The sequence below is a fragment of the Sphingopyxis sp. Soil_C_28 genome (assembly GCF_057657055.1).
Map to the genome: position 1 here is coordinate 67,439 of NZ_JBDGJE010000002.1, position 22,395 is coordinate 89,833.

A 22,395-nucleotide genomic window follows, 5' to 3' on the forward strand; every position below is an offset into this window, starting at 1 on the left:
TAGTACATCGACGAGCCCGCGACGCGGCGGTAGCGGCGCCGCGAAACTCAGTCGCGCAGCAACTCGTTGATTCCGGTTTTCGCGCGCGTCTGCGCGTCGACGCGTTTGACGATGACAGCGCAATAGAGCGACGGCCCCGGCGTCCCGTCGGGCAACGGCTTACCCGGCAGCGCGCCCGGCACGACGACCGAATAGGCCGGAACCTCGCCGATAAAGATTTCGCCCGTCGCGCGGTCGACGATCTTGGTCGATGCGCCGAGATAGACTCCCATCGACAGCACCGCGCCTTCGCGCACGATCACGCCCTCGGCAACTTCGGCACGCGCGCCGATGAACGCGCCGTCCTCGATCACGACCGGCCCGGCCTGCAGCGGCTCCAATACGCCGCCGATCCCGGCACCGCCCGACAGATGGACGTTCGCGCCGATCTGCGCGCAGCTGCCGACGGTCGCCCAGGCATCGACCATCGATCCTTCGCCGACATAGGCGCCAATATTGACGAAGCTCGGCAGCAACACCGCGCCTTTGCTGATGAAGGCGCCGCGACGGACGATCGAACCCGGGACCGCGCGGAAACCCGCATCGCGAAACCGGTTCTCGCCCCATCCGGCGAATTTCGACGGCACCTTGTCCCACCAGCGCGCGCCGCCGGGGCCACCCTCGATCAATTCCATGTCGTTGAGACGGAACGACAGCAGCACCGCTTTCTTCAGCCACTGGTTGACCTGCCACATCCCGTCGGTCTGGCGCTCGGCCACGCGGAAGCTTCCGTCGTCGAGCCCGGCGATCGCGGTCTCGACCGCATCGCGCACCGCGCCCTGCGTCGTCAGGCCCAAAGTGTCGCGGGCATCCCACGCGGCTTCGATCGTGGTTTGCAGGTCGGTGCTCATGAAATTCCCCATGGTGAAGGCAGGTTGTCCAGCCAGTCGGCGATGTCGTTGACGTGGAAATCGACCTGGTCCGGCAGGTGGTCGCGATGGCCGCTTTCGCTGCCATTGTCCAGCCAGACGGTCGTCATGCCCAGCGCTTTGGCGGGGGTCAGATTGCGCGCCATATCTTCGACGAACAGGCTCTTCGCCGGATCGACGCCAAGGTGCGCGATCATGGTCGCATAGGCGGCGGGATCGGGCTTGGGCGTGTAGCGTGTGATGCGAATGTCGCAGATGCCGTCGAACAGGTCGGCGATCCCGCGCGCGTCGAGGACCCGTGCCGCATAATCGGCATCGGCGTTGGTGAAGATCAGCTTGCGCCCGGGCAGCCGTTCGAGGCCCGCGCGCAGCCGCGCGTCGGGGCCGATCCGGTCGAGCGCGATGTCGTGCACATCGACCAGAAAATCCTCGGGATCGACGCCATGATGGCGCATCAGCCCCGCCATCGTCGTGCCATGGTCGTGGAAATATTGCTTCTGCACCCGCCGCGCCTCGATCGCGTCGACGTTCAGCAGCCGCATGATGAAAGCGCCCATGCGTTCGTCGATCAGGTCGAACAGCTTTGCCGACGGCGCGTAAAGCGTGTTGTCGAGATCGAAGATCCAGCTGTCGATATGGTCGAGGGGGGCGGACATGCCGGGCCGCATAAAGGTTGGGGCGTATGGGGGCAAGGCGCACAAAAGATCCTCCCCATCGCTTCGCGACGGGGAGGATCAATTAACCGCATGATGCTACCCCTCGCCCTTCCGCCGGGCTAAAAGGCGGATATCAGGGCAAAGGGGAACCGCGATGACCAACGCGAACCGACGCAGCATCCTCCGGCATATGGCAGGACGGCCTTTGCCGCTTCTCCTCTCCATCGCGGCGCTGTCGCTCGCGGCGTGTGGCGGCGGTGGCGGCACCGCCCGTCCCTCGCCGACCCCCGCGCCGCCGCCTGCCCCTGCACCCACGCCCACACCGACTCCGACTCCGACTCCCACACCGACCCCGCCGCCGACAGGAAGTTTCAACACCGCCGAAACGCGCCTGTCCGACGGGGTCAATTTCCACGGCGCGATCACCGCCTATCAGGCCGGGGCGACGGGGCAGAACATCCTTGCGGGCGTCATCGACGACGGGATCGATCAGGACAGCCCCGAATTTGCCGGCCGCATCTCGTCGGCGTCGGCCGACGTCGCGGGTTCGCGCGGCATCAATGGCGAGGGAACGCATGGCACGAACGTCGCGCAGGTGCTGCTCGGCGGAAAGAATGACGTCGGCACCTTCGGCATCGCCTTCAACGCCAATCTGCTCGTGCTGCGCGCTGACCGGCCGGGCAGCTGCGCAACCGAGGATCCGTCGAACGACGAAAGCGGTTGCCGCTTCCCCGAAAGCGCGATCGCGGCGGGGCTCGACCGCGCGGTCAGCGCGGGCGCGCGCGTCGTCAACATCTCGCTCGGCGGCGAAGACCCGCCCGGCGCGACCTTGCGCGCCGCGGTTTCGCGCGCGACCGCGGCGGGCATCATCGTGATCGTTTCTGCGGGTAACGAGGGCGACACGACCGCAAACGGCAATGATCCGAACAATCCCGATCGTTTTGCGCAGGGGATGCGCGACGCCGGCGGCGGGCTCGTCGTCATTGCGGGGTCGGTCGACGAGAACCGGGCGATCTCGGACTTCAGCAACCGTGCCGGCGTTTATGTCGGTTCCTATCTCACCGCGCTCGGCGAAGGCGTGTGCTGCGCTTATGAAAATGGTGCGCTCAAGACCGAGGGCAATTTCGTCTTCGTCCTCAACGGCACCAGTTTTGCGGCGCCGCAGGTTGCCGGAGCCGTCGCGCTGATCGCGCAGGCTTTTCCGAACCTGTCGAGCCAGCAGATCGTCTCGCTTCTCTATCAATCGGCACGCGATGCGGGCGCCGCGGGCGACGATGCCATCTACGGCCAGGGCATCCTCGACATCGCGCGCGCGTTTCAGCCGATGGGCGCGACGGCGCTCGCCGGCACCGCGACCGCGGTCGCGCTCGACGCGCCGCTCGGCATCCTCGGCGGTCCGATGGGCGATGCCGGCGGGGCGGGAACGACGGGGCTTGTCACCGACGGCTTCGGCCGCGCGTTCAACGTCGATTTTGGCGGATCGCTCGGCCCGCGCCGGCCGGACTTCAAATTGTCGGGCGCGCTCGGCGGGCTCGTCCGCCAGCAAAGCGCCGCCAGCCAGTCGCTCGCGCTGTCGCTCGTCACCGCGCCCGGGACCGGCGGCGCCGACGCGCTGGCGGGCCTCTCCTTCCACGACGCGCAGCGCGCCCGCACCCTTGCCGCTTCGGTGATGACGCGTCTCGACGCGCGCACGCGCATCGGCTTCGCCGCCGGACGCGGCACCGGCGGCCTGCTTGCGGGCGAACGCGGCGAGAGCGGCCACGCGATGCTGATCGGCGACGGCGCGCACGAGGGCTTGGGCTTTTCCGCCAGTCCCGGAATCGGCACGCTGATTCGTCATAATATCTCTAATAATCAATATGTTAGTATAATATTGGAGAATGGCTGGGTGTCGGGCTCACGCTGGCAGGACGACCCCCTTCTCCGCTATCACTCGGGCCATGACAGCCGCTACCAGCGCGTCGGCGCCGCATGGGACGCGCGCTTCGGTCCCGTCCGCACCGCGCTCGGCGCCAGCTGGCTGCGCGAATCGGACAGCCTCCTCGGCGCCCGCCTCGGCCCCGTCTTCGCCGCCGGCGGTGCGACCAGCCTTGTCGGCGACGCCAGCTTCATCCTCGATGTGCGCGATGATTGGCAAATTGCGGCCGCCTGGCGCCAGATGTGGACGCGCCCCGACCGCCAAGGCCTGATCGCCGGCGGCGCGCTCTGGTCGACCGCCGTCTCCTTCGACATCGCCAAGGCGAATCTGCTGCGATCCGGCGACCGCGCCGCGCTTCGCTTCGCGCAGCCGCTGCGCGTCGCGCACGGCGGCATCGATCTGCTGCTCCCCGTTGCGCACGACTATGTCAGCGGCCGCACGGACTTCGGGCGCCGTACCTATAATCTTGCGCCCACCGGCCGCGAACTGGTGGTCGAGGCGAGCTACGCGCTGTCGCTGTTCGGCGGCGACCTGATCGCGAACACATGGTGGCGGCAGGACCCCGGCCATATCGCCGCGATGCCCGACGATCGGGGCGCGGCGCTTCGCTTTACGCTGGGCTTCTGATCGGCTTTAACATTCCCCAAGATCAAAACAGGGGATGCCAGAATGAAGCCGATCCATTGCCTTCCGTTCATGCTGCTCAGCGCGGCGCTGGCGACGCCGCTTGCGGCGCAGGCGCCCACGCGCACAATCATCCACGCAGGCCAATTGCTCGCCGAACCCGGCAAGCCCGCGCGCGGGGCATCGACGATCATTGTCGAGAATGGCAAGATCGTCTCGATCGCCGACGGCTACCAACCCGCCGATCCCGGCGCGACACTGATCGATCTCAAGGACAAATATGTCCTGCCCGGCCTGATCGACAGCCATGTTCATCTGACGAGCGACGCCGGCGGCATCGCCGGCCAGCTCGAAGAGGTCACGCTCAGTCCGGCGGCGCAGGCCTTCAATGCCGAGGCGAACGGGATGAAGACGCTGCGCGCCGGCTTTACTACCGTCCGCAACCTCGGCGACGGCGACGGCGCAACGCTGGCCCTCCGCGATGCGATTCTCGCGGGCAAGGTGCAGGGGCCGCGCATCGTCGATGCGGGCAACAGCATTTCGGGCAGTGCGGGGCATATGGACGGCTCGCTTGGCTATCGCGACGAACTCCGCCCCTTCTTCGCCGGCGCGGGCAACACCTGTAATGGCGCCGACGATTGCCGCCGCGCGGTGCGGCTGCAGATCGGGCGCGGCGCCGACGTGATCAAATTCGCCTCGACCGGCGGGGTCAACAGCCGCATCGGCGCGGGCCTCGGCAAGCAGATGTTCGACGATGAGGCCAAGGCGATCGTCGACACCGCACATCTGTTCGGCAAAAAGGTCGCGGTTCATGCGCACGGCGCCGACGGCATCCGCTTGGCGCTCGACGCCGGCGCCGACTCGATCGAACATGGTACGATCCTCGACGAAGCGACGATCGCGGCGTGGGCGAAGTCGAAGGCCTATTATGTGCCGACGCTGTCGACGGTGAACGGCTACAAGGAACGTATCGCCGCCAACGCCAACGCCTATGAACCCGACGTACTCGCCAAGATCCAGTGGCGCATCTCGATCACCGGCAAAAGCCTCGAGCAACTCGTCCCGCGCGGCGTGCGCATCGCGTTCGGGACCGACGCCGGCGTGTCGAAGCACGGCCGCAACGGCGACGAGTTCGAATTGATGGTCCAGCACGGCATGAAGCCGGTCGAGGCGCTGAAGGCCGCGACGGTCAACGCAGCCGACCTATTAGGCCTGTCCGATCAGATCGGCACGATCGCGCCGGGCAAGAGCGCCGACATCATCGCGGTGGCAAGCGACCCGCTCGCCGATGTGCGCGTGCTGAAGACGGTCGATTTCGTGATGGCGCGCGGGATGGTGGTCGACTGATCACAGCGCGCTGCGCAGCTGCAGCCAGCGGTCGCGCTTCGCGGCGAAACCAATCGTGTGTGCAGCGCTGCTCGACGGCAGATCGACAACCGAGATTCCGTCCAGCGGCGGGAGCTGGCGCCGCCCGATCGCGGCAGCCTTGCCGCCGTTGAACGCGATCATGCGCAGGTGGGGCAGCCGGGCGATCAGTGCCGCGAGATCATGCGCTTCGGCCTCGCGGATCAGCGAGTCGCTGCTCGTGTGCCGTTCGGCGCTGCGGATCACGTCCCACAGACCGATCTTTGCTTGGTGCAGAGTGGCCAGCCTGTCTTCGTAGGCGATGTTCACCAGCGGCTGTTCGACGACCTCGCCGAGCAGGCGCCAGAACTGGTTCGTCGGATGCGCATAATATTGCTGCTCGGCGAGCGAGCGCGCGCCCGGCAAACTGCCGAGAATCAGCAACCGCGTATCGGGAGCGACTTGGGGTGCAAAGCTGGCGTGGCGAACGGCAGGCATGGTGGACCGATAGCCGGGTCGACGCAGCGCAACAATATTGCTCGCCCCTTGACCCCCGACAGAATCACCGCTAGTGGCGCGCTCGACCGAAAAGGGCGGTTTGCTGCCTCTTCCGGTTACAACAGCGCTGAACATTGCTGGCGCGGATGGAGCCTCCGGACGATCGATTGCGATCTGCCGGGGTCTTTTGCTGTTACAAGGTTGCCCGTTTTCTGCGGATTTTCGTGGGTTCGGACCGATGCTTCATCCACCGCGGTACAGTAACCGTTCGCTCCGATGGGCGGACATTTAAAGGTGAAGCATTCATGCCCACGATCAACCAGCTGGTCCGCAAGGGTCGGACTCCCCAGAAGGTGAAGTCCAAGGTCCCGGCGATGGACGCAAACCCGCAAAAGCGCGGCGTTTGCACCCGTGTCTACACGACGACCCCGAAAAAGCCGAACTCGGCGCTCCGTAAGGTTGCGAAGGTCCGCCTGACCAACCAGCGCGAAGTCATCACCTACATCCCCGGCGAAGGCCACAACCTCCAGGAACACAGCGTTGTGCTGATCCGCGGCGGCCGTGTCCGCGATCTTCCCGGTGTGCGTTACCACGTCCTGCGCGGCGTGCTCGATACGCAGGGCGTGAAGGACCGCAAGCAGAGCCGTTCGAAATACGGTGCGAAGCGTCCGAAGTAAGGACCGCTTTTTCGGCTATTTGATCATCCCAGGCTGCCTTGGCGCCGGGATGCTGTTGTAAAAGGAATTACCTATGGCTCGTCGTCGTCGTCCTGAACGTCGCGAAATCCTGCCCGATCCCCGTTTCGGCGATACGGTGCTGTCGAAATTCATGAACAGCGTCATGCTGGACGGGAAAAAGTCGGTTGCCGAAAACATCGTTTACGGTGCGCTCGAATCGGTCGAAGCCCGCGCCAAGAAGGAACCGATCGGCGTGTTCCACGAAGCGCTGGCGAACATCCGTCCGAACATCGAAGTCCGCAGCCGCCGCGTCGGTGGTGCGACCTACCAGGTTCCGGTCGAAGTCCGTCCAGACCGTGCGCAGGCGCTCGCGATCCGCTGGCTGATCACCGCTGCACGCAACCGCAGCGAGACCACGATGGCCGCGCGTCTGTCGGGTGAACTGCTCGACGCGTCGAACAACCGCGGCAACGCGGTGAAGAAGCGCGAAGACACGCACCGTATGGCCGAAGCCAACCGCGCGTTCAGCCATTATCGCTGGTAACAGCGGGGGCGTCAGACTCCGCTGGTAATTGCCCGGACGCCCCGGCGTCTCGCAATCGCAACAAATCTTCCTATATCGGGGGTGGCCGCGTTGGCCGCCCCCCAAATCCAAGGAAAAGACCATGGCACGCAGCCATCCGCTCGAAAATTATCGCAATTTTGGTATCATGGCGCACATCGATGCCGGCAAGACCACGACGACCGAGCGTATCCTTTACTACACCGGCAAGTCCTACAAGATCGGCGAAGTCCATGACGGCGCCGCGACGATGGACTGGATGGAACAGGAACAGGAACGCGGCATCACGATCACGTCTGCGGCCACCACTTGCTTGTGGAAGGCCGAAGAAGGTCAGGGCCCCGAGCATCGCCTGAACATCATCGACACCCCCGGCCACGTCGACTTCACGATCGAAGTCGAACGTTCGCTGCGCGTGCTCGACGGCGCGATCACCGCGTTTGACGGCGTTGCCGGCGTTGAGCCGCAGTCGGAAACCGTCTGGCGCCAGGCCGACAAGTATAAAGTCCCGCGCATGTGCTTCGTCAACAAGCTCGACCGCACCGGCGCCGACTTCTATTATTGCGTCCAGACGATCATCGATCGCCTCGGTGCGACCCCGGCCGTCCTCTATCTGCCCATCGGCGCCGAAGGCGACTTCAAGGGTCTCGTCGACCTCGTCAACGAGCGCGCGATCATCTGGAAGGACGAAAGCCTCGGCGCCGAATTCTTCTATGAGGAAATCCCCGCCGATCTCGCTGACAAGGCTGCCGAATATCGCGAAAAGCTCGTCGAACTCGCCGTCGAACAGGATGACGACGCGATGGAAGCCTATCTTGAAGGCACCGTCCCCGACGTCGCCACGCTCAAGAAGCTGATCCGCAAGGGCACGCTGGCACAGGCGTTCGTTCCGGTCCTCTGCGGCTCGGCGTTCAAGAACAAGGGTGTCCAGACGCTGCTCGACGCGGTGGTCGACTATCTGCCTTCGCCGCTCGACATTCCTGACGTCCAGGGTCTCAAGCTCGACGGCGAAACCCCCGATTCGCGTCCGCCGGCCGACGATGCGCCGCTGTCGCTGCTCGCCTTCAAGATCATGAACGACCCGTTCGTCGGCTCGCTCACCTTCGCCCGCATCTATTCGGGTACCCTGAACAAGGGCACGTACCTGAACTCGGTGAAGGACAAGAAGGAAAAGGTTGGCCGCATGCTGCTGATGCATGCGAACAGCCGCGAAGACATCGAAGAAGCCTATGCAGGCGACATCGTTGCGCTTGCGGGCCTCAAGGAAACCACGACCGGGGATACGCTCTGCGCCACCAGCGCGCCGATCATCCTCGAGCGGATGGAATTCCCCGAGCCGGTTATCGAGCTGTCGGTGGAACCGAAGACCAAGGCCGACCAGGAACGTATGGGTATCGCGCTCAACCGTCTGGCCGCCGAGGATCCCTCGTTCCGCGTATCGACCGACCATGAATCGGGCCAGACGATCATCAAGGGCATGGGCGAGCTTCACCTCGATATCCTCGTCGATCGCATGAAGCGCGAATTCAAGGTCGAAGCGAATGTCGGCGCGCCGCAGGTGGCGTACCGCGAATCGCTCGCGAAGGCCGTCGACGTCGACTATACCCACAAGAAGCAGTCGGGCGGCTCGGGCCAGTTCGGCCGCGTCAAGGTGACCGTTGCTCCCGGCGAACGCGGCGCGGGCATCACCTTCATCGACGAGATCAAGGGCGGCAACATCCCGCGCGAATATATCCCGTCGGTTGAAAAGGGCATGCGCGAGTCGGCCGAAAACGGTCACATGATTGGTTTCCCGATCATCGACTTCGAAATCAAGCTGACCGACGGCGCATACCACGACGTCGACTCTTCGGCGCTGGCATTCGAAATCGCGGGCCGTGCGGCAATGCGCGAAGTGGCGGCGAAGGCCGGCATCAAGCTGCTCGAGCCGGTGATGAAGGTCGAGGTCGTTACCCCTGAGGAATTCATGGGTGACGTGATCGGCGATCTCAACAGCCGTCGCGGGCAGATCCAGGGCACCGACAGCCGGGGCATCGCCCAGGTCGTCGAGGCGATCGTTCCGCTGGCGAACATGTTCGGCTATGTGAATCAGCTGCGCAGCTTCAGCCAGGGTCGCGCCAGCTACTCGATGCAATTCTCGCATTATGAAGAAGTGCCGACGAACGTCGCCGAAGAGGTGAAAGCCAAAATGGCGTAAGCTTTTTGCAGGGTGAACGGCTTTCGGGCCGCTTTCACCCCGCAGGGCTTGCCCTCTTCTGCAAAGCCGACTAATGGCGGCGCCTGTTTCAACAGGCGGTTCCGCCGAACGAACAATTTTCTGAGCATTTAGACACGCCAGACGAAGGACAAGGGTAAAATCATGGCCAAGGCAAAATTTGAGCGGAACAAGCCGCACTGCAACATCGGCACCATCGGTCACGTTGACCATGGCAAGACCTCGCTGACCGCAGCGATCACCAAGGTGCTCGCCGAAACGTCGGGCGGCGTCGCTGTCGACTTCGCGAACATCGACAAGGCTCCTGAAGAGCGCGAGCGCGGCATCACCATTTCGACCGCACACGTCGAATATGAAACCGCTGCCCGTCACTATGCGCACGTCGATTGCCCGGGCCACGCCGACTATGTGAAGAACATGATCACCGGTGCTGCCCAGATGGACGGCGCGATCCTGGTGGTGTCGGCTGCTGATGGCCCGATGCCGCAGACCAAGGAGCACATCCTGCTCGCCAACCAGGTCGGCGTTCCGACCATGGTCGTCTTCCTCAACAAGGTTGACCAGCTGGACGATCCCGAGCTGCTCGAACTCGTCGAAATGGAAATCCGCGAAGAACTGTCGAAGCGCGGCTTTGACGGCGACAATATTCCGATCATCCCGGGCTCGGCTCTCGCCGCTCTTGAAAGCCGCGACGACAACATCGGCAAGGAAGCGATTCTGAAGCTGATGGAAGCCGTCGATAGCTGGATCCCGCAGCCGGCGCGTCCGCTCGACAAGCCCTTCCTGATGCCGATCGAAGACGTGTTCTCGATCTCGGGTCGCGGTACGGTTGTGACCGGCCGTATCGAAACCGGTATCGTCAAGGTCGGTGAAGAAGTCGAAATCGTCGGCATCAAGGACACCAAGAAGACCGTCGTGACCGGCGTCGAAATGTTCCGCAAGCTGCTCGATCAGGGCCAGGCTGGCGACAACGTCGGTGCGCTGATCCGCGGCGTCGGCCGTGAAGAAGTCGAGCGTGGTCAGGTTCTCTGCAAGCCCGGCTCGATCAAGCCGCACACCGAGTTCACCTCGGAAGTGTACGTCCTGTCGAAGGACGAAGGCGGCCGTCACACGCCGTTCTTTGCGAACTATCGTCCGCAGTTCTACTTCCGCACCACCGACGTCACCGGCGAGGTTATTCTCCCCGAGGGCACCGAAATGGTGATGCCGGGCGACAACGTCCAGCTGTCGGTCAAGCTCATCGCTCCGATCGCCATGGAACAGGGCCTGCGCTTCGCAATTCGCGAAGGCGGTCGTACCGTCGGCGCAGGGGTTGTGGCGACGATCACAAAGTAATATAGCGCCGCGAGCCGCCCGATTCGGAAGTGATTCGGGCGGCTCGTAGCTTTAAGAATTTTGATGGCCGGGCCGGCTTCCATCAGGGGGCCGGAACAGGCCATTTCGGCTCTTTCGCATCGTCAGACGGGATTCGACTGGAATAGTCATGGAAACGCAGAATATTCGCATTCGCCTCAAAGCCTTTGATCACCGCGTGCTCGATCAGGCCACCACCGACATCGCCGACACGGCACGTCGTACCGGAGCGCTTATTCGCGGCCCGATCCCGCTGCCGACGCGCATTGAAAAATTCACCGTGAACCGCGGCCCGCATGTCGACAAAAAGTCGCGCGAGCAGTTCGAGGTGCGTACCCACAAGCGGCTGCTCGACATCGTGCAGCCCACCCCGCAGACCGTCGATGCGCTGATGAAGCTCGACCTCGCTGCTGGCGTGAACGTAGAAATCAAGCTGGCCTAAGGCCAGCGAAGCCCCGGTGAAAACCGGGGTCTCTATCGGCAGACGGTTCGCCGCCTGCATTGTCCGGAGCGATCCGGACCGACGATAGGGTGGATACCGCCGGACCTCTTCTTCGGAAGAAACATGATCCGGGCTGCGTCCCCCGTCTCGCCGCTTCTCCTACGGGAAGGCGGCACCTCAGCCCGGACGGGGCGATGCATCGAAATATTGGGCTGGGAGGGTGGTCGTCGGGCTTTGCTTGATGGCTTCCCGCAAGCCGTGCGGAATGGTCCGCCCGGCCTCTGTTGAGGAGTATGATCATGCGGACTGGCGTGATCGCGAAGAAAATGGGGATGACCCGCCTGTTTCAGGACGACGGCCGCCATGTGCCCGTCACTGTCCTGAGCCTCGAAGGCTGTCAGGTTATCTCTGTACGCGAACAAGAACGTGACGGCTATGTGGCCGTTCAGCTCGGTGCCGGCTCGGCGAAGGCGAAGAATGTTGCGAAGCCGCAGCGTGGCGCTTTCGGCAAGGCCGAAGTCGAGCCCAAGGCGAAGATCGTCGAATTCCGCGTCGCTGACGACGCGACGCTCGACGTCGGCGCCGAACTGTCGGCCGACCATTTCGTCGCCGGCCAGATTGTCGACATCCAGGGCGTGACCCAGGGTAAGGGCTTTGCCGGTGCGATGAAGCGCTGGGGTTTCGGCGGTATGCGCGCGACCCACGGTGTTTCGATCAGTCACCGTGCACATGGTTCGACCGGTAACCGTCAGGATCCGGGCCGCGTCTTCAAGAACAAGAAGATGGCCGGCCATATGGGCGCACGCAACCGCACCCAGCAGAATCTCGAAATCGTCCGCACCGACGTCGAGCGCGGCCTTCTCTTCGTCAAGGGCTCGGTCCCTGGCTCGAAGGGCGGCTGGCTGATGGTCCGCGATGCCGTGAAGCTGCCGCGCCACCCCGAGGCCCCCTATCCGGCGGGCATCAAGAGCGCGGCGAACGCCAATCAAGAAGCCCCGGCTGATGCGCCTGTGGAAACCCCGGTTGAAGAAACCGTGGTCGACACTGCCACCACCGACGGCGCACAGGAGTCCTGATCATGAAGGTCAAGGTTCACACCATCGACGGCAAGGCCGGCGCAGACATCGATCTTAACGACGATGTGTTCGGCGTCGATCCGCGTGCCGACATCCTCCACCGTGTCGTCAGCTGGCAGCTAGAAAAGCGCCGTGGTCCGGCTCGCGCCGCCCGCGAACGCAGCGACGTCTCGCGCACCGGCAAGAAGTTCGGTCGCCAGAAGGGCGGCGGTACCGCTCGTCACGGCGATCGCGCAGCTCCGATCTTCATCGGCGGCGGCAAGGCGCACGGCCCCCGGGCCCGCACCTTTGGTCACTCGCTGAACAAGAAAATCCGCACGCTCGGCCTAAAAATGGCGCTGAGCGACAAGGCCAAGGGCGGCAAGATCCTCGTTCTCGATACGCTCGAGCTCAAGGACGCCAAGACCAAGGCGCTCGCCGGCCAGCTCGGCAAGCTCGAACTCGGCAATCGCGCACTCTTCATCGATGGTGATGCAGTGCACGAAAGCTTCGCCATGGCGTCGGCCAACCTCATCGGTGTCGATTCGATGCCGGCGATGGGTGCCAACGTCTATGACATTTTGCGCGCCGATACGCTGGTCCTGACCCGCGCCGGCCTCGAAAAGCTGGAGGCACGCTTCAATGGCTAAGGCAAAAACAGTCGATGCGCGTCACTATGACGTGATCCTCGCTCCGGTGATCACTGAAAAGTCGACGCTGCTCAGCGAAAATGACGCAGTGGTGTTCAAGGTTGCGAACGACGCAACCAAGCCCGCCATCAAGGCCGCCGTCGAGGCGCTGTTCGATGTCAAGGTTCTCAGCGTCAACACGCTGATCACCAAGGGCAAGACCAAGCGCTGGAAGGGCAAGCCCTACACCCGCAGCGACGTGAAGAAGGCGATCGTTCGCCTGGCCGAAGGCCAGACGATCGACGTCACCACCGGCGTCTGATTGTAGGAAGAGGCAGAGAAAATGGCACTTAAATCCTATAATCCGACCAGCCCCGCACAGCGCGGCCTGATCCTGATCGACCGGTCCTCGCTTTGGAAGGGCAAGCCCGTCAAGGCGCTGACCGAAGGCAAGAGCAAGACCGGCGGCCGTAACAACAAGGGTCATGTGACCTCGCGCGGCATCGGCGGCGGACACAAGCAGCGTTATCGCATTGTCGATTTCAAGCGCCGGCTGTGGGACGTCGAAGGCACCGTCGAGCGTCTGGAATATGACCCCAACCGCACCGCTTTCATCGCGCTCGTCAACTATGGCAAGGACGATGCTGGCAAGGATCGCGTCGCTTACATCCTGGCGCCGCAGCGCCTGGCCGTTGGCGACAAGGTCATCGCGGGCAAGAAGACCGACGTGAAGCCGGGCAATGCGATGGAATTGTCGCAAATGCCGGTGGGTACGATCGTCCACAACATCGAGATGAAGCCGGGCAAGGGTGGCCAGATCGCCCGTTCGGCTGGCACCTATGCCCAGGTCGTCGGTCGTGACCGCGGTCTCGTCATCGTGCGTCTCGGTTCGGGCGAGCAGCGTTACATCCGCGGCGATTGCATGGGTACGGTTGGCGCGGTTTCGAACCCCGACAACACCAACCAGACGCTCGCCAAGGCTGGCCGTAACCGCTGGGCGGGCAAGCGTCCGCTGACCCGCGGTGTCGCGAAGAACCCGGTCGATCACCCGCATGGCGGCGGCGAAGGCCGTACCTCGGGCGGCCGTCACCCGGTTACCCCGTGGGGCAAGCCGACGAAGGGTGCGCGTACGCGCCACAACAAGTCGACCGACAAGATGATCATCCGGTCGCGTCACGCGAAGAAGAAGAGGTAAGCCATGGCTCGCTCGGTCTGGAAGGGTCCTTTCGTGGACCTCCATCTGCTCAAGAAAGCCGAAACGGCCCAGGAAGGCAGCAGTTCTGCGCCTATCAAAACCTGGTCGCGCCGGTCCACCATCCTGCCGCAGTTCGTGGGGCTGACCTTCAACGTCTACAACGGCCGCAAGTTCGTGCCGGTGTCGGTCAATGAAGATATGGTCGGCATGAAGCTGGGCGAATTTGCGCCGACGCGCTTCTTCCCCGGTCACGCTGCTGACAAGAAGGGCAAACGCTAATGGGCAAGGAAAAGTCCCCTCGCCGCGTCGCCGATAACGAGGCTCTCTCGGTCGGCACGCAGATTCGCGGTTCGGCGCAGAAGCTCAACCTCGTTGCCGCGCTGATCCGCGGCCGCAAGGTCGAAGACGCGCTGAACATCCTCACCTTCTCGAAGAAGGCGATGGCTGTTGACGTGCGCAAGGTTCTCGCCAGCGCCATCGCCAACGCGGAAAACAACCACAACCTCGATGTTGATGCCCTGGTTATCCAGGAAGCCAGCGTCGGCAAGTCGATCTCGATGAAGCGCTGGCACGCACGCGGCCGCGGCAAGTCGACCCGGATCGTCAAGCCGTTCAGCCGCATCCGGATCGTCGTCCGCGAACAGGAAGAAGAGGCGTAACATGGGCCAGAAGAGCAATCCGATCGGCCTGCGCCTGCAGGTCAACCGCACCTGGGACAGCCGCTGGTTCGCCGAAGGCCAGGACTATGGCCGCATGCTGGTCGAGGATCTGAAGATCCGTCAGTATGTGTTCAAGAACCTGCCGCAGGCCGCGATCTCGAAGGTCGTGATCGAACGTCCGGCCAAGCTGTGCCGCGTTTCGATCTATGCCGCCCGTCCGGGCGTCATCATCGGCAAAAAGGGCGCGGACATCGAAAAGCTTCGCAAGAAGCTCGGCGAACTGACGGGCAGCGACGTGTCGCTGAACATCGTCGAAATCCGCAAGCCCGAAGTCGACGCGAAGCTCGTCGGCCAGGGCATTGCAGACCAGCTCGAACGCCGCGTCGCGTTCCGTCGTGCCATGAAGCGCGCGGTTCAGTCGGCGATGCGTCTGGGCGCTGAAGGCATCCGCATCAACTGCGCTGGCCGTTTGGGCGGCGCGGAAATCGCACGGACCGAATGGTACCGCGAAGGCCGGGTGCCGCTGCACACGCTGCGCGCCAACGTCGACTACGCCGAATCGACTGCACACACCGCTTATGGCGTGTGCGGGATCAAGGTGTGGATCTTCAAGGGCGAGATTCTCGGCCACGACCCGATGGCAACCGACCGTCTGATGCTCGACGCACAGACGACCGGTGTCCGTCCGGCTCGTGAAGATCGCCGCTAAGGACTGCTGACATGCTGCAACCGAAAAAAACCAAGTTCCGCAAGGCTTTCAAGGGCCGCATCCATGGCAATGCCAAGGGCGGTACCAGCCTGAACTTCGGCTCCTACGGGCTGAAGGCCATGGAACCCGAGCGCATCACCGCGCGCCAGATCGAAGCGGCTCGCCGTGCGATCAGCCGTGCGATCAAGCGTCAGGGGCGTTTGTGGATCCGTATCTTCCCCGACCTTCCCGTGTCGTCGAAGCCTGCCGAAGTCCGCATGGGTAAGGGCAAGGGTTCGCCGGAATTCTGGGCCGCTCGCGTGAAGCCGGGCCGCATCCTGTTCGAACTCGACGGCGTTCCCGGCCCCGTGGCCGCGCTGGCATTCGAACGCGCGGCGATGAAGCTGCCGATCAAGACGAAGGTCGTTGCCCGTCTCGGCGACACCTCGCATCTGGAGGGTTAAGGGCCATGTCCAAGACCGAAGATTTCAAGGCCAAGACCGACGACCAGCTCGCCGAACAGCTTGGCGAACTGAAGCGCGAGGCCTTCAACCTCCGCTTCCAGGCGGCCACTGGCCAGCTTGAAAAAGCATCACGCGTCAAGGAAGTGCGGCGTTCGATCGCCCGCATCAAGACGCAGCAGACCGAGCGCACGCGCTCGGCCGCGAAGTAAGGAGACTATCGATGCCGAAGCGCATTCTGACCGGTACGGTGGTGTCCGACAAGGGCGACAAGACCGTCGTGGTGAAAGTCGAGCGGAAGGTGAAGCACCCTCTGTACGGCAAGATCATCCGGCGTTCGAAAAAATACCACGCCCATGATGAAGACAATAGCATCAAGGCTGGCGAAACCGTCCGTATCGAAGAGACGAAGCCGATTTCGAAGCTGAAGACCTGGAAGGTGCTCGACAAGGTCGACACCCACAGCAAGCCCAAGGGTGCCGCTCCGGTTGCTCCCGCCGCGGCCGAAGGCTGACAATATTCACGGAACCGCCGGGGTTTCCCGGTAGGCCAAAAAAGAAGGAAATGCATCGATGATCCAGATGCAGTCACAATTGGAAGTCGCTGACAATAGCGGTGCCAAGCGCGTCCAGTGCATCAAGGTGCTGGGCGGGTCGAAGCGTCGCGTTGCCGGCGTCGGCGATGTCATCGTCGTGTCGATCAAGGAAGCCCAGCCGCGCGGCAAGGTGAAGAAGGGTGACGTGCATCGCGCCGTCATCGTCCGCACCCGCAAGGACGTGCGCCGCGCCGATGGCTCGGTCATCCGTTTCGACAGCAACGCCGCCGTGCTCGTCAACAAGAACGAGGAGCCGATCGGCACCCGTATCTTCGGCCCCGTCGTCCGCGAACTGCGCGGCCGTGGCTATATGAAGATCATCAGCCTGGCACCGGAGGTTCTCTGACCATGGGTATGGCAAAGATCAAGAAGGGCGACACGGTTGTCATCCTGTCTGGCAAGGACAAGGGCAAGACCGGCGAAGTGACGCAGAGCCTGCCGAAAGACGGCAAGGTTGTGGTCGCGGGCGTCAACATCATCACGCGGCACCGCAAGCCGAGCCAGACCAACCCGCAGGGTGGCCTGGAACGTAAGGAAGCTCCGCTGCACGCAAGCAAGGTGGCGATTGCCGACCCCAAGAGCGGCAAGCCGACGCGCGTGCGTTTCGAAACCAAGGACGGCAAGAAGGTGCGTGTCGCCGTGAAGTCCGGGGAGACCATCAGTGGCTGATAATTACACCCCCCGCATGCGGACGCGTTACGACGAAGTGATCGTCAAGGCGATGACCGAGAAGTTCGGGTACAACAATGCGATGGAAGTGCCGAAGATCGAAAAGATCGTGCTCAACATGGGCGTCGGCGAAGCAACGCAGGACAAGAAGAAGGTCGAGTCGGCAGCTGCAGAAATGGAGCTGATCGCCGGCCAGAAGCCTGTCGTGACCAAGGCAAAGAAGTCGATCGCCCAGTTCAAGCTGCGCGAAGGCATGCCGATCGGTTGCAAGGTGACCCTGCGTCGCGAGCGGATGTATGAATTCCTCGACCGCCTGATCACCATCGCAATGCCGCGCATCCGCGATTTTCGCGGCGTGTCGGCGACGAGCTTCGACGGCCGTGGCAATTATGCCATGGGTCTGAAAGAGCAGATCATCTTCCCCGAGATCAACTATGACCGCATCGACCAGGTGCGCGGCATGGATGTCATCGTGACCACCACGGCCCGTACGGACGACGAAGCCCGCGAACTGCTCAAGCTGTTCGGCTTCCCCTTCCCGATCGAAGCCCAGGAAAAAGAAGCCGCTTGATCCTTTAAGGATCAGGCAGGCTCTCTCTCAAAAGGAAAGAGAACTTAAGTCATGGCGAAACTGAGTTCGATGAACAAGAACGAGCGTCGCAAGCAGCTGGTGAAGAAATATGCCGGCCGTTACGCGAAGCTGAAGGCGATTGCAGCAGACACCTCGCTCGACGATGGCGAGCGTCTGATCGCACGCCTCAAGATGGCGGAAATCCCGCGCAATGGTAACCCGACCCGCATCCGTAACCGGTGCGAACTGACCGGGCGCCCGCGCGCTTATTATCGCAAATTCCGGCTGTGCCGTATTCAGCTCCGCGATCTGGCCAACAAGGGCCTGATCCCCGGTGTTGTGAAGTCGAGCTGGTAAGGGACTGACAAGATGGCAATGACCGATCCCCTGGGTGATATGCTCACCCGCATCCGCAACGGACAGCAGGCAAAGAAGGACAGCGTCCTGACGCCGGCTTCGACCTTGCGCGTCCGCGTTCTCGATGTTCTCCAGCGCGAAGGCTATATCCGCGGCTACAGCGAAGAAGCGCTGGGTGCCAAGGGCCAGCACAAGGGCATCCGCATCGAACTGAAATATTTCGAAGGCCAGCCGGCGATCCGCCATGTGGCGCGCGTTTCGAAGCCCGGCCGCCGCATCTATTCGGGTTCGAAAGAACTTCCGATCGTGCGCAACGGCTTGGGTATCACCATCGTGTCGACCCCGCGCGGCGTCCTGTCGGATGCCGAAGCACGCGAACATAATGTCGGCGGCGAAGTGCTGGCGGAGGTGTTCTGATGTCGCGCATTGGTAAAAAAGCAGTTTCGATCCCCAGCGGCGTTACCGCCGCGATCGACGGCGGCCAGCTGTCGGTCAAGGGTCCGAAGGGCACGCTCGCGATGCCGCTTTCCGACAACATCAAGTATGAAGTCGCCGAAGGCAGCATCTCGGTCCAGCCCGCGAACGGCACCCGCGAAGCACGCGCTTTCTGGGGCATGCAGCGGACGCTGGTGCAGAACCTGATCACGGGTGTGACCGAGGGCTTCACCAAGGTTCTCGAAATCACCGGTGTCGGCTATCGTGCCAACTCGCAGGGCAAGAATCTGAAGCTGCAGCTCGGCTACAGCCATGATGTCGATTTCGCGGTGCCCGAGGGCATCGAGATCAAGACGCCGGACAATACGACGATCGAGATCAGCGGCATCGACAAGCAGCAAGTCGGCCAGGTCGCGGCGGAAATCCGCCGTTGGCGTAAGCCCGAACCCTATAAGGGCAAGGGCATCAAATATCGCGGCGAGTACATCTTCCGCAAAGAAGGCAAGAAGAAGTAAGCCATGGCACATCTTACCCCTTTCCAAAAACGCCGTCAGCGCGTCCGTACCGCCCTCCGTCAGCGCGCGGGTGGCCGCGCTCGCCTGTCGGTGCACCGTTCGGGCCGCCACATTTATGCACAGCTTATCGATGACGCTGCCGGGCAGACGCTCGCATCGGCCTCGACGCTGGACAAGGATGTCCGCGGCAAGACCGGCGCAACGACGGCAGCAGCTGCTGACGTTGGCAAGCGCCTCGCCGCTGCTGCGAAAAAGGCGGGCGTGACGCAGGTCGTGTTCGACCGCGGCGGTTTCCTGTTCCACGGGCGCATCAAGGCGCTGGCCGACGCGGCTCGCGAAGGCGGATTGGAGTTCTAATCATGGCAGACGAAGTACAGAACGTCGAAGGCGCCGCCCCCGAGGCCGCTGCCACCGAAACCACCACCCAGGCTCCGCGCCGCGGTCGTGGCGGCGGTGCTGGCGGACCGGGCGGCAACCGTGGCGGCCGTGATGGTGGCGGCCGTGGCCGCCGCGATGATCGTCGCCCGCGCGACGATGACGGCGGCGAAGAGCTGATTGAAAAGCTCGTTCACATCAACCGCGTCTCGAAAACCGTGAAGGGCGGCAAGCGCTTCGGTTTCGCAGCGCTCGTCGTCGTCGGCGACGGCAAGGGCCGCGCCGGTTTCGGCCATGGCAAGGCACGCGAAGTGCCGGAAGCCATTTCGAAGGCAACCGCTGCTGCAAAAAAGTCGATGATCCGCGTTCCTTTGCGCGACGGTCGCACGCTGCACCATGATGGCCTCGGCCATTTCGGCGCTGGCATGGTGACCCTTCGTTCGGCGCCTGCCGGTACCGGCATCATCGCTGGTGGCCCGATGCGCGCCGTGTTCGAAAGCCTGGGGGTCGCCGATGTGGTGACCAAGTCGAACGGCACGTCGAATCCCTACAACATGATCCGCGCAACTTTCGAAGCGCTCGGCGAACAGACCAGCCCGAAGTCGGTCGCGCAGCGTCGCGGCAAGAAGGTTTCGGACCTGATCAAGCGTGGCGGTGCATCCGACCGCGCAGCCGAGGCGGAAGCCGCGGCGGTGACGGAGTAAGACCATGGCTGACAAGAAGATCAAGATCCGCCAGATCGGTTCGCCGATCCGTCGTCCCAAGAGCCAGCGCGCTATCCTGACCGGCCTCGGCCTGGGCAAGATGCGCCGCGAGGTCGAACTGGTCGACACCCCTGAAGTGCGTGGCATGATCCGCAAGCTGCCGCACATGGTCGAAGTCGTCGAGGGCTAACCCCCTCGCGACCCGACCTTCAAAACTATCAGCGCGACAAAAGCGAAAGCGAGTGCAAACATGACGATCAAGCTTAACGAACTTCGTGACAACAATGGCGCCCGCAAGGGCCGTATGCGCGTCGGACGCGGCATCGGTTCGGGCAAGGGCAAGACCGCCGGCCGCGGCCAGAAGGGCCAGAAGGCCCGTAGCGGCGTCGCGATCAACGGCTTCGAAGGCGGCCAGATGCCGCTCCACATGCGCATCCCGAAGCGTGGCTTCAACAATATCTTCGGCAAGGATTTCGCGATCGTGAACCTGGGCATGGTCCAGAAGCTGGTCGACGCGAAGAAGCTCGATGCGAAGGCTGTGATCGATCATGCCGCGCTCAAGGCGGTTGGCTTGGCACGCGGCGGCAAGGACGGCGTCCGCCTCCTTGCCAAGGGTGAACTCACTGCAAAGCTGAACTTTGCCGTTGCCGGTGCGTCGAAGGGCGCCATCGAAGCGGTCGAAAAGGCTGGCGGCAAGGTCGAACTGCCCGAACCCAAGCCCGAAGGCGACGGCAAGAAAGCCAAGCGCCGGGCAGAAGCGGCTGCCAAGAACTAATGCATCCGGGGGTGGGTCGGCATAGTCGATCCGCCCCCGACGCATCTGAATTCGGGCCTTTCCCCTTGCGCTTCGTGACCGTCGAACGCACATAGGCGCCGGGTCGCGGGGGCGCGGTCCGCCACTCGAGGAAAGATCATCATGGCCTCTCGCGCCGACCAGCTTGCTTCCAACCTGAACTTTTCGAAGTTCGGTCAGGCGACCGAACTCAAGAACCGCATCTGGTTCACGATCGGCGCGCTGATCGTTTTTCGTTTCCTGTCGTTCGTGCCGCTGCCCGGGGTCGACCCCGTCGCGCTGGCATCGCTCTACAGCCAGGCGGCTTCAGGCGGCGTCCTCGACATCTTCAACACCTTCTCGGGCGGCAGCCTGGAGCGCATGAGTATCATCGCGCTCGGCGTCATGCCCTATATTACCGCTTCGATCGTCGTGCAGCTGGCGTCCGCACTGTCGCCAAGCCTCGCCGCTCTCAAGAAAGAGGGCGAAAGCGGGCGCAAGAAGCTCAACCAATATACGCGTTACGGCACCGTCGCGCTGACCGCGATCCAGGGCTATTTCATCGCCGTCGGGCTTGAATCGCTCGGTGCGAGCAATGGCATCGCCGCGGTCGTCGATCCGGGCATGCTGTTCCGCATCGGCGCGGTCATCAGCATCGTTGGCGGTACGCTGTTCCTGATGTGGCTCGGCGAACAGATCACCAGCCGCGGGATCGGCAATGGCGTCTCGCTGATCATCATGGCGGGCATCCTTGCCCAGCTGCCGCGCAGCTTTGCGCAGATGTTCACGCAGGTGCGCGAAGGCTCGATGGGCGGCGGCACGATCCTCGCGGTCGTCGGCGGCGCGATCGTCGTCATTGCCTTCATCAGCTTCATGGAGCGCGCGCAGCGCCGCGTCCTCGTCCAGTATCCGAAGCGCGCGACGCAGCGCGGCGGGATGCAGGCCGATCGCAGCCATTTGCCGCTGAAGGTCAACACCGCGGGCGTGATTCCGCCGATCTTTGCCTCGTCGCTGCTGCTGATGCCGCTGACCATCACCCAGATGATGGGTCAGAACGTCCAGGGCGACACCGCGACCGGCGACTTCCTCATCACGCTCAACCAGTATCTTGCGCACGGCCAGCCGCTTTATATGGCGCTCTATGCCGCGGGGATCATCTTCTTCTGCTTCTTCTACGTCGCGGTCGTCTTCAATCCCGAAGAAACCGCCGACAATCTGAAGCGTCAGAACGGTTTCATCCCCGGCATCCGTCCGGGCAAGAACACCGCCGCCTATCTCGACCATGTGCTCACGCGCATCACCGTGATCGGTGCGGCCTATCTGGCGGCGATCTGTCTGATCCCCGAATATTTCATCGCCGGATCGGGGCTTCCGTTCCAGCTCGGCGGCACCAGCCTGCTGATCATCGTCAACGTGACGATCGATACGATCAGCCAGATTCAGAGCCACATGCTCGCGCACCAATATGGCGACCTCATCAAAAAGGCCAAATTGAAGGGGGGCGTTGCGCGGCGCTAA

At 63.2% G+C, this 22,395-nt stretch carries 31 protein-coding genes; 28 read left to right on the forward strand and 3 right to left on the reverse strand.

Going from position 1 to position 22,395, the window contains the following annotated elements:
• Window positions 1-47: 47 nt before the first annotated feature.
• Both dapD and AC3A43_RS08435 read right to left on the reverse strand, forming a co-directional pair.
• Window positions 48-890, reverse strand: a complete 843-nt coding sequence (dapD, locus tag AC3A43_RS08430; RefSeq protein WP_487792110.1) for a 2,3,4,5-tetrahydropyridine-2,6-dicarboxylate N-succinyltransferase — start codon at window positions 888-890, stop codon at window positions 48-50.
• Window positions 887-1,564: a pyrimidine 5'-nucleotidase gene (locus AC3A43_RS08435; RefSeq protein ID WP_487792111.1), complete on the reverse strand. Its 678-nt coding sequence runs from the start codon at window positions 1,562-1,564 to the stop codon at window positions 887-889. Before AC3A43_RS08435 ends, dapD begins: the two co-directional genes overlap by 4 nt.
• Window positions 1,565-1,718: 154 nt before the next feature.
• On the opposite strand from AC3A43_RS08435, the gene AC3A43_RS08440 reads away from it, so the two are divergent.
• Together AC3A43_RS08440 and AC3A43_RS08445 are read left to right on the forward strand one after the other, a co-directional pair.
• On the forward strand, window positions 1,719-4,109 hold the full coding sequence (locus AC3A43_RS08440) for a S8 family peptidase (protein ID WP_487792112.1): 2,391 nt from the start codon (window positions 1,719-1,721) through the stop codon (window positions 4,107-4,109).
• Window positions 4,110-4,151: 42 nt separating this feature from the next.
• Window positions 4,152-5,453 carry a metal-dependent hydrolase family protein gene (locus AC3A43_RS08445; RefSeq protein WP_487792113.1) on the forward strand — a complete coding sequence of 434 codons (1,302 nt, stop codon included), beginning with the start codon at window positions 4,152-4,154 and terminating at the stop codon, window positions 5,451-5,453.
• Here AC3A43_RS08445 and AC3A43_RS08450 read toward each other — a convergent pair whose 3' ends face one another.
• On the reverse strand, window positions 5,454-5,948 hold the full coding sequence (locus AC3A43_RS08450; RefSeq protein ID WP_487792114.1) for a DNA-deoxyinosine glycosylase: 495 nt from the start codon (window positions 5,946-5,948) through the stop codon (window positions 5,454-5,456). It abuts the gene before it with no gap.
• Window positions 5,949-6,253: 305 nt separating this feature from the next.
• Between AC3A43_RS08450 and rpsL the strand changes: the two genes are divergently transcribed.
• The 26 genes from rpsL to secY all read left to right on the forward strand — a co-directional run bounded on the left by rpsL (window position 6,254) and on the right by secY (window position 22,395).
• A complete protein-coding gene (rpsL, locus tag AC3A43_RS08455; RefSeq protein ID WP_037515637.1) occupies window positions 6,254-6,625 on the forward strand; it encodes a 30S ribosomal protein S12 in 372 nt (123 codons plus the stop codon).
• A 73-nt stretch (window positions 6,626-6,698) separates the two neighbouring features.
• Entirely contained in the window at window positions 6,699-7,169 is a 471-nt protein-coding gene (rpsG, locus tag AC3A43_RS08460; RefSeq protein WP_088439847.1) for a 30S ribosomal protein S7, read from the forward strand.
• 121 nt (window positions 7,170-7,290) lie between these two features.
• Window positions 7,291-9,384 carry an elongation factor G gene (fusA, locus tag AC3A43_RS08465; RefSeq protein ID WP_487792115.1) on the forward strand — a complete coding sequence of 698 codons (2,094 nt, stop codon included), beginning with the start codon at window positions 7,291-7,293 and terminating at the stop codon, window positions 9,382-9,384.
• A 162-nt stretch (window positions 9,385-9,546) separates the two neighbouring features.
• Window positions 9,547-10,737 (forward strand): elongation factor Tu, encoded by a 1,191-nt coding sequence (tuf, locus tag AC3A43_RS08470; protein ID WP_487792116.1) that lies wholly within the window; start codon window positions 9,547-9,549, stop codon window positions 10,735-10,737.
• A 148-nt stretch (window positions 10,738-10,885) separates the two neighbouring features.
• Entirely contained in the window at window positions 10,886-11,197 is a 312-nt protein-coding gene (gene rpsJ, locus AC3A43_RS08475) for a 30S ribosomal protein S10 (protein WP_003042199.1), read from the forward strand.
• A gap of 299 nt (window positions 11,198-11,496) precedes the next feature.
• Window positions 11,497-12,273: a 50S ribosomal protein L3 gene (gene rplC, locus AC3A43_RS08480; RefSeq protein WP_056373713.1), complete on the forward strand. Its 777-nt coding sequence runs from the start codon at window positions 11,497-11,499 to the stop codon at window positions 12,271-12,273.
• Window positions 12,274-12,275: 2 nt separating this feature from the next.
• On the forward strand, window positions 12,276-12,902 hold the full coding sequence (gene rplD, locus AC3A43_RS08485; RefSeq protein ID WP_447932679.1) for a 50S ribosomal protein L4: 627 nt from the start codon (window positions 12,276-12,278) through the stop codon (window positions 12,900-12,902).
• Entirely contained in the window at window positions 12,895-13,203 is a 309-nt protein-coding gene (locus AC3A43_RS08490; RefSeq protein ID WP_037515644.1) for a 50S ribosomal protein L23, read from the forward strand. Before rplD ends, AC3A43_RS08490 begins: the two co-directional genes overlap by 8 nt.
• Window positions 13,204-13,224: 21 nt before the next feature.
• Window positions 13,225-14,076, forward strand: coding sequence for a 50S ribosomal protein L2 (gene rplB / locus AC3A43_RS08495; RefSeq protein ID WP_487792117.1), 852 nt, complete (start codon window positions 13,225-13,227; stop codon window positions 14,074-14,076).
• A gap of 3 nt (window positions 14,077-14,079) precedes the next feature.
• The gene (gene rpsS / locus AC3A43_RS08500) at window positions 14,080-14,355 is read left to right on the forward strand and encodes a 30S ribosomal protein S19 (RefSeq protein ID WP_166945010.1); all 276 of its coding nucleotides are present in this window, start codon (window positions 14,080-14,082) and stop codon (window positions 14,353-14,355) included.
• A complete protein-coding gene (gene rplV / locus AC3A43_RS08505) occupies window positions 14,355-14,735 on the forward strand; it encodes a 50S ribosomal protein L22 (protein ID WP_428631620.1) in 381 nt (126 codons plus the stop codon). Before rpsS ends, rplV begins: the two co-directional genes overlap by 1 nt.
• A gap of 1 nt (window position 14,736) precedes the next feature.
• Window positions 14,737-15,444 carry a 30S ribosomal protein S3 gene (gene rpsC, locus AC3A43_RS08510; RefSeq protein ID WP_037515652.1) on the forward strand — a complete coding sequence of 236 codons (708 nt, stop codon included), beginning with the start codon at window positions 14,737-14,739 and terminating at the stop codon, window positions 15,442-15,444.
• A gap of 11 nt (window positions 15,445-15,455) precedes the next feature.
• Entirely contained in the window at window positions 15,456-15,887 is a 432-nt protein-coding gene (gene rplP, locus AC3A43_RS08515) for a 50S ribosomal protein L16 (RefSeq protein ID WP_487792118.1), read from the forward strand.
• 5 nt (window positions 15,888-15,892) lie between these two features.
• Window positions 15,893-16,096: a 50S ribosomal protein L29 gene (gene rpmC, locus AC3A43_RS08520; protein WP_039578281.1), complete on the forward strand. Its 204-nt coding sequence runs from the start codon at window positions 15,893-15,895 to the stop codon at window positions 16,094-16,096.
• A gap of 11 nt (window positions 16,097-16,107) precedes the next feature.
• Window positions 16,108-16,398, forward strand: coding sequence for a 30S ribosomal protein S17 (rpsQ, locus tag AC3A43_RS08525; RefSeq protein WP_487792119.1), 291 nt, complete (start codon window positions 16,108-16,110; stop codon window positions 16,396-16,398).
• Window positions 16,399-16,456: 58 nt separating this feature from the next.
• Entirely contained in the window at window positions 16,457-16,825 is a 369-nt protein-coding gene (rplN, locus tag AC3A43_RS08530) for a 50S ribosomal protein L14 (protein WP_431561318.1), read from the forward strand.
• A gap of 2 nt (window positions 16,826-16,827) precedes the next feature.
• The gene (rplX, locus tag AC3A43_RS08535) at window positions 16,828-17,148 is read left to right on the forward strand and encodes a 50S ribosomal protein L24 (protein WP_487792120.1); all 321 of its coding nucleotides are present in this window, start codon (window positions 16,828-16,830) and stop codon (window positions 17,146-17,148) included.
• On the forward strand, window positions 17,141-17,719 hold the full coding sequence (gene rplE / locus AC3A43_RS08540) for a 50S ribosomal protein L5 (protein ID WP_487792121.1): 579 nt from the start codon (window positions 17,141-17,143) through the stop codon (window positions 17,717-17,719). Before rplX ends, rplE begins: the two co-directional genes overlap by 8 nt.
• 51 nt (window positions 17,720-17,770) lie before the next feature.
• Window positions 17,771-18,076 carry a 30S ribosomal protein S14 gene (gene rpsN, locus AC3A43_RS08545; RefSeq protein WP_039578292.1) on the forward strand — a complete coding sequence of 102 codons (306 nt, stop codon included), beginning with the start codon at window positions 17,771-17,773 and terminating at the stop codon, window positions 18,074-18,076.
• A 12-nt stretch (window positions 18,077-18,088) separates the two neighbouring features.
• Window positions 18,089-18,493, forward strand: a complete 405-nt coding sequence (rpsH, locus tag AC3A43_RS08550; protein WP_037556380.1) for a 30S ribosomal protein S8 — start codon at window positions 18,089-18,091, stop codon at window positions 18,491-18,493.
• Complete coding sequence (rplF, locus tag AC3A43_RS08555) at window positions 18,493-19,026, forward strand: 50S ribosomal protein L6 (protein WP_487792122.1); 534 nt, start codon at window positions 18,493-18,495, stop codon at window positions 19,024-19,026. The genes rpsH and rplF overlap by 1 nt, the downstream gene beginning before the upstream one ends.
• A 3-nt stretch (window positions 19,027-19,029) precedes the next feature.
• Window positions 19,030-19,383: a 50S ribosomal protein L18 gene (rplR, locus tag AC3A43_RS08560; protein WP_037515664.1), complete on the forward strand. Its 354-nt coding sequence runs from the start codon at window positions 19,030-19,032 to the stop codon at window positions 19,381-19,383.
• Between the two features lie 2 nt (window positions 19,384-19,385).
• The gene (gene rpsE, locus AC3A43_RS08565; protein WP_487792123.1) at window positions 19,386-20,105 is read left to right on the forward strand and encodes a 30S ribosomal protein S5; all 720 of its coding nucleotides are present in this window, start codon (window positions 19,386-19,388) and stop codon (window positions 20,103-20,105) included.
• A 4-nt stretch (window positions 20,106-20,109) separates the two neighbouring features.
• On the forward strand, window positions 20,110-20,295 hold the full coding sequence (gene rpmD, locus AC3A43_RS08570) for a 50S ribosomal protein L30 (protein WP_054589700.1): 186 nt from the start codon (window positions 20,110-20,112) through the stop codon (window positions 20,293-20,295).
• A 60-nt stretch (window positions 20,296-20,355) separates the two neighbouring features.
• On the forward strand, window positions 20,356-20,880 hold the full coding sequence (rplO, locus tag AC3A43_RS08575) for a 50S ribosomal protein L15 (RefSeq protein WP_487792124.1): 525 nt from the start codon (window positions 20,356-20,358) through the stop codon (window positions 20,878-20,880).
• A 141-nt stretch (window positions 20,881-21,021) separates the two neighbouring features.
• Window positions 21,022-22,395, forward strand: coding sequence for a preprotein translocase subunit SecY (gene secY, locus AC3A43_RS08580; RefSeq protein ID WP_487792125.1), 1,374 nt, complete (start codon window positions 21,022-21,024; stop codon window positions 22,393-22,395).